This window comes from Streptomyces sp. NPDC005775, assembly GCF_042871565.1.
Lineage (GTDB): Bacteria > Actinomycetota > Actinomycetes > Streptomycetales > Streptomycetaceae > Streptomyces.
In genome coordinates, this window is record NZ_JBIAIU010000003.1 from 51,856 (window position 1) to 65,874 (window position 14,019).

The 14,019-nt window shown below is 71.7% G+C and carries 11 protein-coding genes; all 11 read right to left on the reverse strand.

All coding sequences use genetic code 11. The features are described from left to right. Positions 1-25: 25 nt before the first annotated feature. A complete protein-coding gene (locus tag ACFYPA_RS07645) occupies positions 26-601 on the reverse strand; it encodes a GNAT family N-acetyltransferase (RefSeq protein WP_359317099.1) in 576 nt (191 codons plus the stop codon). A gap of 62 nt (positions 602-663) precedes the next feature. Continuing rightward, positions 664-1,506, reverse strand: coding sequence for a GNAT family N-acetyltransferase (locus tag ACFYPA_RS07650; protein WP_359077835.1), 843 nt, complete (start codon positions 1,504-1,506; stop codon positions 664-666). 239 nt (positions 1,507-1,745) lie between these two features. Beyond that, positions 1,746-2,900 (reverse strand): flavodoxin-dependent (E)-4-hydroxy-3-methylbut-2-enyl-diphosphate synthase, encoded by a 1,155-nt coding sequence (gene ispG, locus ACFYPA_RS07655; RefSeq protein ID WP_219571918.1) that lies wholly within the window; start codon positions 2,898-2,900, stop codon positions 1,746-1,748. 184 nt (positions 2,901-3,084) lie between these two features. Next, complete coding sequence (locus tag ACFYPA_RS07660) at positions 3,085-4,395, reverse strand: site-2 protease family protein (RefSeq protein ID WP_359317101.1); 1,311 nt, start codon at positions 4,393-4,395, stop codon at positions 3,085-3,087. Then, a complete protein-coding gene (gene dxr / locus ACFYPA_RS07665; protein WP_359077693.1) occupies positions 4,392-5,645 on the reverse strand; it encodes a 1-deoxy-D-xylulose-5-phosphate reductoisomerase in 1,254 nt (417 codons plus the stop codon). The genes ACFYPA_RS07660 and dxr overlap by 4 nt, the downstream gene beginning before the upstream one ends. A gap of 82 nt (positions 5,646-5,727) precedes the next feature. Continuing rightward, positions 5,728-6,507 (reverse strand): hypothetical protein, encoded by a 780-nt coding sequence (locus ACFYPA_RS07670; protein WP_359317104.1) that lies wholly within the window; start codon positions 6,505-6,507, stop codon positions 5,728-5,730. 97 nt (positions 6,508-6,604) lie between these two features. Continuing rightward, positions 6,605-7,099: a nucleotidyltransferase domain-containing protein gene (locus tag ACFYPA_RS07675; protein WP_359317106.1), complete on the reverse strand. Its 495-nt coding sequence runs from the start codon at positions 7,097-7,099 to the stop codon at positions 6,605-6,607. Positions 7,100-7,179: 80 nt separating this feature from the next. Then, positions 7,180-8,427 (reverse strand): 3-phosphoshikimate 1-carboxyvinyltransferase, encoded by a 1,248-nt coding sequence (gene aroA, locus ACFYPA_RS07680; RefSeq protein WP_359317109.1) that lies wholly within the window; start codon positions 8,425-8,427, stop codon positions 7,180-7,182. Positions 8,428-8,509: 82 nt separating this feature from the next. Further along, a complete protein-coding gene (locus tag ACFYPA_RS07685) occupies positions 8,510-10,471 on the reverse strand; it encodes an acyl-CoA dehydrogenase family protein (protein WP_359317112.1) in 1,962 nt (653 codons plus the stop codon). A gap of 321 nt (positions 10,472-10,792) precedes the next feature. Continuing rightward, on the reverse strand, positions 10,793-12,238 hold the full coding sequence (locus ACFYPA_RS07690; RefSeq protein ID WP_359077683.1) for an aldehyde dehydrogenase family protein: 1,446 nt from the start codon (positions 12,236-12,238) through the stop codon (positions 10,793-10,795). A gap of 138 nt (positions 12,239-12,376) precedes the next feature. Continuing rightward, positions 12,377-13,945, reverse strand: a complete 1,569-nt coding sequence (locus ACFYPA_RS07695) for a PucR family transcriptional regulator (protein ID WP_359077681.1) — start codon at positions 13,943-13,945, stop codon at positions 12,377-12,379. Between the last annotated feature and the right edge of the window lie 74 nt (positions 13,946-14,019).

Sequence of the window (14,019 nt, forward strand, 5' to 3'; positions counted from 1 at the left end):
CACGGGCGGGCGGAAATCGATTCCCTCAGGCGTGCCCGCGGCGGAGCAGCGGAAGCGGCGCTCCCATGACCGCGTACGGCATGGGAGCACTGGGGAAATGCACCTGCCGGGCCAGGTCCCGGTAGCCGAGCGATCGGTACAGGCCGCGTGCCGGGCTCTCCGTGTCGATGGCGGAGAGGATGGAGCGGGGCTGGTCGACGGCGTCCGTGATGGTGGTGATGAGGGTGCGGCCGACGCCGCGGTTCTGGAACTCCGGGTGGACGTGGAGTTCGGTGATCACGAAGGAGTCGTCGAGCCAGTCCGCCGAGCCGGTGGCCCGCAGGCAGGGCTCGACGACGGTGGACCACCAGTGTCCGCGTTCGTTGGGCATGCCGTAGACGAATCCGACGAGGGCGCCGTCGGGCGTCGTGGCGCCGAGCGCGCGGGCGCAGGGGTGGTCGAGGTGTCTGAGGACGATGTGGCGGCGTACTTCGATCTCTTCGGGCCCGAGCCCGAAGGCGACGGCCTGCACGGCGAGCGCGTCGTCCACGCGTGCGGCGAGATCGATCGGTGCGATCCGGACGCCGGTGGTGTGGGGGCCGCCCCCGGGAGCTGCTGCCATGAGCAGACCCTACTGTCCGGGGCGGGGTGCCGGGTACGGGCCCTTGACGGGCGGCGTCGTGATCAGAACAGCACGCTCATGAACGCGCCGGTCTCCCGGAAGCCGATGCGGCGGTACGCCTTGCGCGCGGGGGTGTTGTAGTCGTTCACGTACAGGCTGACGATGGGCGCGACATCCGCCAGTGCGTAGCGCAGGACGGCCGCCATGCCGGTCTCGGAGTGGCCGCGGCCGCGGAACTCGGGGGCGACCCAGACACCCTGGATCTGGCAGGCCTGTGACGTGGTGGCGCCGATCTCAGCCTTGAAGACGACCTTGCCGTCCTCTATCCGGGCAAAAGAGCGGCCGGCGGCGATCAGCTCGGCGACGCGGGCCTGGTAGAGGAGTCCGCCGTCGCCGGCGAGCGGGGAGATGCCGACCTCTTCGGTGAACATGGCGACGCAGGCCGGCATGAGTACGTCCATCTCGTCCTTGCGGACGCGGCGGACCAGCGGGTCGGGGGCCACGTCGGCGGACGGGCTCTCGGTGACCATCACCGGCTGGTTGGCCCGGACCTCGCGGGCGGGGCCCCAGCCCGGTTCGAGGAGCCGCCACAGCTGTGTGGTGGGCACGGCCGGGCCGACGATCGAGGAGCAGCGGCGGCCGGCCCTGCGGGCCCGGTCGGCGAAGGCGCGCACGGCCTCGGGGGTGGCGCAGATGGGGACGAGGTTGGCCCCCGAGTAGCAGAGCGAGCGCAGGTGGCCGTCGGCGTACCAGCCCCACATCTCGCCGCCGAGGCGCCACGGGTCGAGGCCCGCGATCTGGACCCGGGACGTCACGAAGGCGTTGGTCACGGGTTCGCTCTCCAGCACCGCGAGGGCGGCGCCGAGGTCGCTGGGTTCGAGGACCCGGGTGGTGGTCTGCGTCAACACGAGGGGGCCTCACCATGCGGTCTGCTGATTTCCGCACTGTACCCAAAGAGGCTGGGGCACGCCGCTCGTGGCCGTGAACCGTTTCTGCGGAAGGCGGTGAGCTCGCTCACGGAAAGCGCCCCGCGGAGAGGGTTCCTCCGGCGGGGCGCTGTCGTGGCCGTCCTGAACCGGGCTGTCGCGGATGTCCTGAACCGGGCGGTCGTGGACGTCATGGGTCAGCCGGTGGATGTCATGGCTCAGCTGATCGAGACCTCGGGCTCGCCGGAGGCGATGCCGTCCTTCTCCATCTGCTCGGCGATCTTGAGGGCTTCCTCGATGAGGGTCTCGACGATCTTGGACTCGGGCACCGTCTTGATGATCTCGCCCTTGACGAAGATCTGGCCCTTTCCGTTGCCCGAGGCCACGCCCAGGTCCGCTTCACGCGCCTCGCCGGGACCGTTGACGACACATCCCATCACCGCGACGCGCAGCGGCACCTCCATGCCTTCGAGGCCCGCGCTCACCTGGTCCGCCAGCTTGTACACGTCCACCTGCGCACGGCCGCACGACGGGCAGGACACGATCTCCAGCCGGCGCTGCTTCAGGTTCAGCGACTCCAGGATCTGGAGACCGACCTTGACCTCCTCGGCGGGCGGCGCCGACAGCGAGACGCGGATCGTGTCACCGATGCCCTCGCTCAGCAGGGCGCCGAAGGCGACGGCCGACTTGATCGTGCCCTGGAACGCCGGGCCTGCCTCGGTGACGCCGAGGTGCAGCGGGTAGTCGCACTGTGCGGCGAGCTGCCGGTAGGCGTTGACCATCACGACCGGGTCGTTGTGCTTGACCGAGATCTTGATGTCCCGGAAGCCGTGCTCCTCGAAGAGGGACGCCTCCCACAGCGCCGACTCCACGAGGGCCTCCGGCGTCGCCTTGCCGTACTTCTTCAGCAGTCGCGCGTCCAGCGAACCCGCGTTCACGCCGATGCGGATCGGCGTACCGGCGTCGTTCGCCGCGCGCGCGATCTCCTTGACCTTGTCGTCGAACTGCTTGATGTTCCCCGGGTTCACCCGCACCGCCGCGCAGCCCGCGTCGATCGCGGCGAACACGTACTTCGGCTGGAAGTGGATGTCCGCGATCACCGGGATCTGCGACTTCGAGGCGATCGTCGCGAGCGCGTCCGCGTCGTCCTGGGTGGGACACGCCACGCGCACGATCTGGCAGCCGGAGGCCGTCAGCTCCGCGATCTGCTGGAGCGTCGCACCGATGTCCGACGTGCGCGTCGTGGTCATCGACTGCACCGAGACCGGCGCGTCCCCACCGACCGCCACCGACCCGACCTGGATCTTGCGGCTGACCCGCCGTACGGCGAGCTGGGTCGGAACGGTGGGCATTCCGAGAGAAATCGCAGTCATGCGCTGAGCATCCCCAAGGTGTGGATCGAGGTCCCGAAGTCGGCGGGCTCCGGCCTTCGAGGTTACGGCACCGAGCACGGCGTGAAGCACACCGCGTCCGGACGCCCGGGCAAAATATGGGCTTCCGGACGCACCGTGCGCATCCGCCGTCACTCGGGGTACTTACGGCCCCCGGAGGGCCCGATCAGGAGATCTTGACCGGGTTGACGACGTCGGCCACGAGGACGAGCAGGGTGAAGCAGATGAACACCCCGGCGACCACGTAGGCGACCGGCATCAGCTTGGCGACGTCGAACGGGCCGGGGTCGGGCCGCTTGAAGATCCGTGCCGCGTTCCGGCGCAGCGCCTCCCACAGCGCCCCCGCGATGTGACCGCCGTCCAGCGGCAGCAGCGGCAGCATGTTGAAGAGGAACAGCGAGAGGTTGAAGCCGGCCAGCAGGAACAGCATCATCGCGACCTGGTTCTGCGCCGGAACGTCCAGCGTCATCACCTCGCCGCCGATCCTGGCCGCGCCGACGACGCCCACCGGGGAGTCGGCCGCGCGCTCGCCGTCCGAGAAGGCCGCGTCCCAAAGGGCCGGGATCTTGGACGGCAGGGCGATGATCGAGTCGACGCCGTTCTCGATCATGTCGCCCATGCGGACGACGGAATCACCGAAGGAGAGCGGGACGATCTCCGTCTTCGCCGCGAAGCCGAGGTAGCCGGCGGAGACGAACTTGTCCGGGACGACCTCGCCGTCGGAGTCCTTCTTCGCCACGGCGTTCTTCTTCAGCACGGCGTGGAGGGTCTGCTCCTGCCCGTCGCGCCGGACCGTGATGGTGGCGGGGCCGATCGTGTCGCGGATCTTGTCGGAGAGTACGGACCACTCGTCGATCTTCTGGCCGTTGAAGGCGACGATCTTGTCGCCGACCTTCAGTCCCGCCGCCTGCGCGGGCGAGACCGGGTCGGACTTCTCGCAGGTCTCCCGCTTCTCGCTCTGGGAGATCACGCACTTCTGGACGCCCGCGACCTCGGTCGTCTGCGTCTGGAACCCGAAGGTCATGGCCACGCCGAGGAAGATCGCCACGGCCAGGATCAGGTTCATGAAGGGGCCGGCGAACATCACGATGACGCGCTTCCACGGCTTGCGCGTGTAGAAGAGGCGCTTCTCGTCGCCCTCCTCGAGCTCCTCGAAGGCGGCGGATCTGGCGTCCTCGATCATGCCGCGCCACGGGGAGGTGGACCGTGCCTCCAGCTTCCCGTCCGGCCCCGGCGGGAACATCCCGATCATGCGGATGTAGCCGCCGGCCGGGATGGCCTTGATGCCGTACTCCGTGTCGCCCTTCTTCCGCGACCAGACGGTCGGGCCGAAACCGACCATGTACTGGGGAACGCGGATACCGAAGAGCTTCGCGGTCGACAGGTGGCCCAGCTCGTGCCACGCGATGGAGAACAGCAGGCCGACGGCGAAGACCGCGATGCCGAGAATCGTCAGCAGGATCGTGGTCATGCTCATGCGCGCGCCTCCGCGGTGGCCTTGGCCGAGAGTTCCCGGGCCCGGGTCCGTGCCCAGGCCTCCGCTTCAAGGACGTCGGAGACCGTCAGCGAAGTTCCCGCCGGCGGCGTTCCGTGTTCGGACACCACCGTCGTGACGGTGTCCATGATGCCGTTGAACGCGAGCCGGCCGGCCAGGAACGCGTCCACGCACTCCTCGTTCGCCGCGTTGAACACCGCCGGAGCGGTGCCGCCCAGCGTGCCCACGTGCCGCGCGAGTCCGACGGAGGGGAAGGCCTCGGTATCGAGCGGGAAGAACTCCCAGGTGGAGGCCTTGGTCCAGTCGAAGGCGGGCGCCGCGTCGGGGACGCGCTGCGGCCAGCCGAGGCCGATGGCGATCGGTCCGCCCATGTCGGGCGGGGTGGCCTGGGCGAGGGTGGAGCCGTCGGTGAACTCCACCATGGAGTGCACGTACGACTGGGGGTGGACCACGACCTCGATCCGGTCGAAGGGGATGTCGTAGAGGAGGTGCGCCTCGATGACCTCGAGCCCCTTGTTGACCAGGGTGGCCGAATTGACCGTGATCACCGGGCCCATCGCCCAGGTCGGGTGGTTGAGGGCCTGCTCCCGGGTGACGTCCGCGAGCTCGCTCCTGGTACGTCCCCGGAACGGGCCGCCGGACGCGGTGACGACGAGCCTGCGCACATCGGCACGCTTGCCGGCCGCGAGCGCCTGGAAGAGCGCGGCGTGTTCGGAGTCGACCGGGATGATCTGGCCGGGGGCGGCGAGCGCCTTGACCAGCGGGCCGCCGACGATCAGCGACTCCTTGTTGGCGAGCGCCAGCGTGCGGCCCGCCTTCAGCGCGGCCAGGGTGGGGGCGAGACCGATCGAGCCGGTGATCCCGTTCAGCACGGTGTGGCAGTCGCTGCCGGCCAGCTGTGTGGCTGCGTCCGGTCCGGCCAGGATCTCGGGCGGCTGCTCACCCGCTCCGTACTCCTCGCGCAGCGCCTCGCGCAGGGCCGGCACCGCCTCGGGGGAGGCGACGGCGACCGTGCGCACCCTCAGTCGGCGCGCCTGCTCGGCGAGGAGGGCGACCCGGCCGCCCGCCGCGGAGAGCGCGGTGACGCGGAAACGGTCGGGGTTGCGCAGCACCAGGTCGATGGCCTGGGTGCCGATGGACCCGGTGGAGCCGAGGATGACGAGATCCCGGCGGCCTTCCACGGCGTCGAAGACGAGATGCGGGTCGGCGAGGGGGGCGGGGCTGTCGCTCATGGCCCCCATTGTTGCCGCATCGGCTGTGTGTGTGGACAGCGCGCCCCTCGCGCCGCGTCGTGACTGCTCGCTCACCTCGCTGTCAGCCCTTCGCCGCACGGAACTTGGCCCACTGGGCGGCCATCACCTCGGGCGGTACTCCGCCGATGTCCTTGGTGGAGGTGATCTCCGCCCGGAAGGCGAGGGTCGTGGAGCCGGAGCGGACGACGGTGAGGTACTCGTACAGCTTCTCCTGCCCCTTCACGTCGAGGATGGTGAAGCGGTACGCCTTCGCCTCGTCGGCCTCGGCCGCGAAAGCGGGGGCCTTGGCCGGTTCGGCCTTCAGGTACTTCGCCGCCGCGACGGCGCGCTGTTCGGTGAACCCGCCGGCGCAGTCCCGGCCGGCCCTGTCGAGGGCCTTCATGACGGTGGCGGCGCCGCCGTTCGCGTAGCTGCGCAGGGTGACGTCGACGGTGGTGCCGAGCATCTCGTCCGGAACGTCGACCTTGCGCTGGACCTGGGCGGCCGGGTCCGGGTCGCTGACCTCGCCGGAGAGGCTGACGAGCGGCTGGCAGCCGGCCGGGACGGCGGTGTACGCGTCACCGAGCGGGCCGTCGAGTACGTACTCGGACGCCGTGTACGCGCCGACCTTCTCGCCGTCGGTGAAGGACGCGGCCTTCAGCCGTGCCGCGTCGGGTGCCGCGGGCGCGGAGGGCCTGGCTGAGGCCTTGCCGTCCTTGTTCCCGCCGGCCGGGCCGGCCGCGCCGTCGTCGTCACTGCCGCAGGCCGACACCCCCAGTGCCATCGCGGCCACGATCCCGACGGCCGCCACCCGGCGCCGTCGGCCCCGCTGGTCCCTCACCCCGTACATGCCTGTCCCCATTTCGTGGTTCCCGATTTCCTGGTACTTCATCACGCGCCCCGGCAGGCGCGATGGTGCCGCGTGCCGCCGGCCGGGCTCACCGGCGGACCGGACCGGCTCAGAAATGTGTCGCCACACCGAATTCCTCGCGGAGCCGCGCCATGTCGTGCAGGTCGGCTTCCCGGGGGTCGTACCCCTGGTGGAACTCCGCCTGCCGCTCCGCCGAGAGGCAGCGCACCCGCGTCCCGCCGATTCTCCCGCCCACGAAGCACTCCGCCGGGTAGTGGAACGGCTTGCCCGGATCGAGCGAGGACTGCGTCGCCGATCCGTCGGCGGAGAACCGCAGGGGATGCAGGTCGATCTCCAGCCCGGACGGGTGGCTGAGGACGAACCGGGCGGGGCGCCGGTCGAGCGTCTCCGTGTAACCGGCCGCCGTCAGCGCGGCCACGAGCGCGGCTTCCCGCTCGTGACGGTGCAGCAGGTCGAGGTCCTGGTGGTCGCGGGTCTCCCGGCCGAGCAGCGCGTCGATACCCCATCCCCCGGCGATCACCACTTCCGCACCGGCCTCGCGCGCCACGGAGAGGACGGACAGCACATCGGAGGCGGACATCATGGCGCGCAGCCTAGCCGTCCCGCACCGGTGCGCGCCCGGAGATCTTCTCGGCCCGGCCCCCTGTTCCCCCGTGGCGTCCGCTATCCCCTCGTGAGGTCCGCGAACCCGGCGAACGCCTCGTGGAACCGGGGGAACGTCTTGCGTACGCAGCCGGGGTCGTCGTACGTGATGCCGGGTGTGCGCAGGGCCGTGACGGCGAAGGACATGACGATGCGGTGGTCGCCGTGGGTCTCGACCTCCGTGGGGTGAGGGGTGCCCGGCCGGATCTCGATCCAGTCCGGGCCGGTGGCGACCGAGATGCCCATCCGCCGCAGGTTCCGGGCGCACGCCTCCAGCCGGTCGCACTCCTTGACCCGGGTGTTGCCGACGTCCTCGATGCGGACCGGGCCGGAGGCGAAGGGGGCGATCGCGGCCAGCGTCGGCATGGTGTCGGAGATGTCGCGCATGTTGACGGTGACGCCCCGGAGCCGGCCGGTGGAGCGGACCGTGGTGGACTCCGCCGTCATGTGGACCTCCGCGCCCATGCGGCGCAGCACGTCGACGAAGCGCAGGTCCCCCTGGAGGGCGCCCTGTCCGAGGCCGGGGACGGTGACTTCGCGGCCCGTGAGCGCCGCCGCCGCGAAGAAGTAGCTCGCGGTGGAGGTGTCGGGCTCGACGGCGTACTCGGTGGCCCGGTAGCCGCCGGGCGGCACCGTGAAGACGGTGGCGCCGGGGCCGCCGCGGGTGACCTCGACGCCGAAGCTCCGCATCATCGCGAGGGTGATCTCGATGTACGGCGCCGACACCAGATCGGTGACGGTGATCGTGAGCCCCTCCGCCGTCAGCGGTCCGAGCATCAGCAGCGCGGTGAGGTACTGGCTGGACTGCCCGGCGTCCAGGGTCAGTTCACCGCCCTTGATGCCGGCGGCCTCGACGCGCAGCGGGTGGTGGCCCTCGGCGGCCTCGTGGCGGAGGTCGACGCCGAGCGTGCGCAGGGCCTCGGTGAGCGGGGCGAGGGGGCGGCGGCGCATCTGGGCGGAGGCGTCGAAGCGGTAGCTGCCGCGGGCGCCGGCCGCCGCGAGGGTCGGCAGGAACCGGGCGGTGGTGGCGCCGTCCCGGCAGTAGACGTCGGCGTCGGTGGCGGCGGGCCCTGACGGGCGGCCCGTGATGCGCCAGGCCTCCGCCTCCCGCACCACCTCGTAGCCGAGGGCGGTGAGTCCTTCGGCGAAGCCCTCGGTGTCGTCCGAGGCGAGGGGGCGTACGAGGGTGCTGGTGCCGTGCGCGGCGGCGGCCAGGAAGAGGGCGCGCGCGGTGACGGACTTGGAACCGGGGACATGGATGACGGTCACGGGCGCCCATCCTGCCGTGCCGGACGCACAGCGGCGGGGCACGTCCAGCGCGTGGACGTGCCCCGCCGGCCGGGCGCACGGGTCAGCGGATCGGCCGGTGCACGTTCTCCCGTGCCGAGGGGCCCGGGGTGGCGTCGGCGATCCACGGGCCTTCGCCGCTCGGGTCGATGACACCCTCCTCCAGCCAGGTGTACGTGCCCGCCAGGACTCCGTCGACCACCTTGCGGTCGAGGTCGTCGGTGTTGGACCAGAGCCGGGTGAAGAGCTCCTCGACCCGGAGGCGGGACTGGCGGCAGAAGGTGTCGGCGAGCTGGTACGCCTCGCGGCCGTGGTCGCCCTCGGCGCGCAGGTGTTCGGCCCGGACGCAGGCGGCGCTCATGGCGAAGAGCTCCGCCCCGATGTCGACGATCCTGCCGAGGAAGCCCTGCTTCGTCTCCATCCGGCCCTGCCAGCGGGACATGGCGTAGAACGTGGAGCGGGCCAGCTTGCGGGAGGTCCGCTCGACGTAGCGCAGATGACCGGACAGGTCGGCGTGGCCGGTGGGGTGGAAGTCTCCGTAGGTGCGCGGGAGCTGTCCCGGTCCGGCGACGAGCTTCGGCAGCCACTTCGCGTAGAAGCCCGCCGCGTTGGCCCCCGCCTTCGCCTTGGCGGAGAGCGGTTTGTCGGGGTCGATGATGTCGCCGGCGACCTTGAGGTGGGCGTCGACCGCCTCGCGGGCGATCAGGAGGTGCATGATCTCGGTCGAGCCCTCGAAGATCCGGTTGATCCGCATGTCCCGGAGCATCTGCTCGGCGGGGACGGCCCGTTCGCCGCGGGCGCCGAGGGACTCTGCGGTCTCGAAGCCCCGGCCGCCGCGGATCTGGACCAGTTCGTCCGCCATCAGACAGCCCATCTCGGAGCCGTACAGCTTGGCGAGCGCGGCCTCGATCCGGATGTCGTTGCGGTTCTCGTCCGCCATCTGCGAGGAGAGGTCGACCACCGCTTCGAGGGCGAAGGTGGTCGCCGCGATGAAGGAGATCTTGGCGCCCACGGCCTCGTGGCGGGCCACCGGCCGGCCCCACTGCTCACGGACGGCCGACCATTCGCGGGCGATCTTCAGGCACCACTTCCCGGAGCCGACGCACATGGCGGGCAGGGAGAGCCGGCCCGTGTTGAGGGTGGTGAGGGCGATCTTGAGCCCTGCCCCCTCGGGGCCGATGCGGTTCGCCGCCGGGACGCGCACCTGGTGGAAGCGGGTGACGCCGTTCTCCAGTCCGCGCAGGCCCATGAAGGCGTTGCGGTGTTCCACGGTGATGCCCGGGGAGTCGGCCTCGACCACGAAGGCCGTGATGCCGCCCTTGTGCCCTTCGGACTTCGGTACGCGTGCCATGACGACCAGCAGGTCCGCGACGACTCCGTTGGTGGTCCACAGCTTCACTCCGTCGAGGACGTAGTCGTCCCCGTCCCGGACGGCTGTGGTGGCGAGCCGTGCCGGGTCGGAGCCCACGTCCGGCTCGGTGAGGAGGAACGCCGAGATGGCGGTGCGGGCGAGCCGGGGCAGGAAGGTGTCCTTCTGCTCCTGGCTGCCGAAGGTCTTCAGTGGCTGTGGCACGCCGATGGACTGGTGGGCGGAGAGCAGGGCGCCGATCGCGGGGCTGGCGGAGCCGACCAGGGCGAGGGCCTTGTTGTAGTAGACCTGCGTCAGCCCGAGGCCGCCGTACTTCACATCGATCTTCATACCGAGCGCGCCGAGTTCCCTGAGGCCGTTGATCACCTCGTCGGGGATCTTCGCCTCGCGCTCGATCAGGGCGCCGTCGATGCGGGTCTCGCAGAAGTCGCGCAGTCGGGCGAGGAACTCCTCGCCGCGCCGGACGTCCTCTGCGGCGGGCAGCGGATGCGGATGGATCAGGTCGAGCCGAAAGCGGCCCAGGAAGAGTTCCTTGGCGAAACTGGGTTTGCGCCAGTCCTGCTCGCGCGCTTCCTCGGCCACCTGTCGCGCTTCGCGTTCGGTGACCTTGGGCGTATGCGGTTGTGCGGACGGACGCTGTGCGGATGGTGCGGACATGAGGAGCTCACCTCGCCGCTTCGTGGGGTGGGTGGATCCGGCAGATTCGCGGGCGGACGGAGGCCGTCCGCCTGTGCTTGCCCACCGGTTCTACTCGTCCGTATGTACCCGATTCCCGCACCTGTCACCAGCCTTCGGGCGCCGATCGGGTCGGGCACCACTCCACTGCCCGCCAGGGGGTGCGGTATTCCCTCAGGCGTATCCCCCGCACGCGAGAACGGCCCGAACCCCCGCACAGCGGGTTCGGGCCGTTCCCCTGACGCCCGCCGCCCGCCGTCTCGCTGTCCGGGCGGAGTGCGGGTGGCGTACGGGCGCCGGGGCTTACAGGGCGAGGCCGGTGAGGACCAGGACGCGCTCGTAGGTGTAGTCGTCCATCGCGTAACGGACGCCCTCGCGGCCCACGCCGGACTGCTTGGCTCCGCCGTACGGCATCTGGTCCGCGCGGTACGAGGGGACGTCGCCGATGATCACGCCGCCGACCTCCAGCGCACGATGGGCGCGGAAGGCGGTCTGCAGGTCGTGGGTGAACACGCCGGCCTGGAGGCCGTACTGGGAGGCGTTGACGGAGGCGAACGCCTCGGCCTCACCGTCCACCTTCTGCACCGAGAGGACCGGCCCGAAGACCTCCTCGTGGGCGAGGGTGACGCCGTCGGGGAGATCGGCGAGGACGGTCGGGGCGTACGTCGCCCCGTCGCGCTTGCCGCCGGCGAGCAGCCGCGCGCCGGCCCGCACGGCCTCGTCGACCCAGGACTCGACGCGCTTGGCGGCGTTCTCGTCGACGAGCGGGCCGACGTCGGTGGTGGCGTCGGACGGGTCACCGGTGACCTGGGCCTCGACGGCGGCGACGATCTTGGGCAGGAGCCGGTCGTGGACGGCGGCGTCGGCGATGACCCGCTGCACCGAGATGCAGGACTGGCCGCCCTGGTAGTTGGAGAAGGTCGCGATACGGGTCGCGGCCCAGTCCAGGTCCGCCTCGGAGGCGTAGTCGCCGAGGACGACCGCGGCGCCGTTGCCACCGAGCTCCAGGGTGCAGTGCTTGCGCGGCACCGAGTCCATGATCGAGTAGCCGACCGGCGCGGACCCGGTGAACGAGATCACGGGCAGGCGCTCGTCCTGGACGAGGGCGGGCATGCGGTCGTTGGGGACCGTCAGCACGGACCAGGAACCGGCGGGCAGGTCCGTCTCGGCCAGCAGCTCGCCGAGGATCAGCGAGGAGATCGGGGTGGCCGGGGCGGGCTTCAGGATGATCGGCGCGCCGACGGCGATGGCCGGGGCGACCTTGTGGGCGCTCAGGTTCAGCGGGAAGTTGAAGGGGGCGATGCCGAGGACCGTGCCGCGCGGGAAGCGGCGGGTCAGGCCGAGGCGGCCGGTCCCGCCGGCGTCGGTGTCCAGGCGCTGGGCGTCACCGCTGTTGAAGCGGCGGGCCTCCTCGGAGGCGAAGCGGAACACGGAGACGGCCCGGCCGACCTCGCCGCGCGCCCACTTGACCGGCTTGCCGTTCTCGGCGGAGATCACCTGGGCGATCTCCTCGGTGCGCTCGGCCAGGCGCCGGGCCACGTGGTCGAGCGCGGCGGCGCGGACGTGGGCCGGGGTCGCGGCGAACTCGTCGCGCACGGCGTGCGCTGCGGCGACGGCCTCCTCCACCTGGGCTTCGGTGGGCACGCTGACGGTGCCGACGAGACGCCCGTCCCAGGAGTTGGTGACGTCGAAGCTTTCCTCGCCGGTGGCCTCGCGGCCGGCCAGCCAGAAGGCGTGGGTGGAGGTCATGGAGGTTCCGGCCCTTCGAGGTCGTGGGGTGATTCAGTCCCCCACCGTAGGGCCGCACCGCGCACCTGGCGTTTGTCCGGCGTGGAGTACGGCCGGGTCCGGGTGCGCCGGATTGGCGCACGCCGACAGCCCTTACGTCTACGGCGCCGTCGGGGGGCTGGCGATCTTGAGGGCGAGCCACATCTCCATGCGCACGTCCGCGTCGTCCAGTGAGCGGCCGAGGATCTCCTCCACGCGGCGCATCCGGTAACGCAGGGTGTGGCGGTGCACGCCCAGGTCGGCCGCGGCCGCGTCCCACTGGCCGTGGTGGGAGAGCCAGGCGCGCAGGGAGGCCACGAGGTCGCCGCGACCCTTGGCGTCGTGCTCGTACAGGGCGCGGAGCATGCTGTCGGCGAAGGCCCTGACCGCGTCGTCCGCGAGCAGCGGCAGCACGGAACCGGCCGCCAGTTCCTCGTGCTCGACCAGGACCCTGCCGCGGCGGCGGGCGACCGAGAGGGCCTGTTCGGCCTGTTTGTACGCGGCTGAGACGGCGATCGGCCCCGCGGGGGCGGAGAGGCCGAGGACCACCTCCGCGTCCTGTCCGGACGGTTCGCCCGGGGGCGCGGCCTCCTGGGCCTCGGCGTGGGCGGCGACCGCTGCGACGGCGGCGCCGCGGTCGGCGGCCAGCACGACGAGGCGCTCGGCCTCGGGCACCATCAGCAGCGTCTCCCCCGACCTGGCGGCGGCGGTCTCCATGGCCTCGGTCAGCTGCGCCGTGGCCGACGGGTCGGTGGCCTCGGCGATGAGCAGCCGGAAGGGCGCGTCGAGCAGTCCGCCGTACAGGTCCCCGGCGACGGCGCGCGCGTGGTCGGGCTGGCCGGCCAGGAGCATGCGGAGCACCGCCGCGCCGAGCCGCTGTTCGGCGCCCTGGAGTGCCCGGGAGCGGGCGGTGGTGAGGGTGAGCAGGGCCACCGCCGAGTGCACCGCGTAGCGCTCCGCGGTGCCGAGCGCCGCCCCGGTGCCCACGGCCAGCGCGCCGCGGACCCGGCGGCCGGTGCCCAGGGACTGCAGCTCGACGCGGTCGTCGGTGTCGCCGACGACCACGCTGGCCGGCGCCGGTCGCTCGCGCAGGCGTTCCACGTCCGGGGTGAGCCGGGCGGCGCGGCGGGCCGCCCAGTCGGGCGCGGCGGCCACGACGGTGCCGGAGGCGTCGTACAGCGCCGCCCAGCCGTCGACGTGTACGGCGAGACGGGTGAGGAGTTCGGCGGGGCCGTCCCCGGCGAGGGCCGCCCTGGTGAGTTCCCGCTGGGCCTCGAAGCCCGCCGTGACAGCCCGGTACTGGTCGGCGGCGATCTCCGAGGAGACGGCTTTGGCGATGGCGAGGAACGGGGTGCGGCGCGGCACTTCGAGCAGCGGCAGCCCCGCTTCCTCGGCGGCGTCGACCAGGGGCTGCGGCACCTCGTCGTAGGTGACGCCGACGGCGAAGCCCAGCCCCACCACCCCGGCCCCGGCCAGCCGTCGCACGTACCGTCGCATGACCTCCGGGTCCTCGGCGTCGAGGTTGGTCGCGGTGACCAGGAGCAGCTCACCGCCCTCCATGTAGGGGACGGGGTCGGCCAGCTCGCTGGCGTGCGCCCAGCGCACGGGCGCGTCGAGCCGGTCCGCCCCCGCACGCACCGTGAGTTTGAGCGCCGAGTGCTGGACGAGCGAGGCGAGAGTGGGGGGCATGGGGATCGGCGACCTTTGGGATCGGGGCGATTACGCCGTCCCGTACGAACGGCTCCGGGCGATTCTGCCAGGGT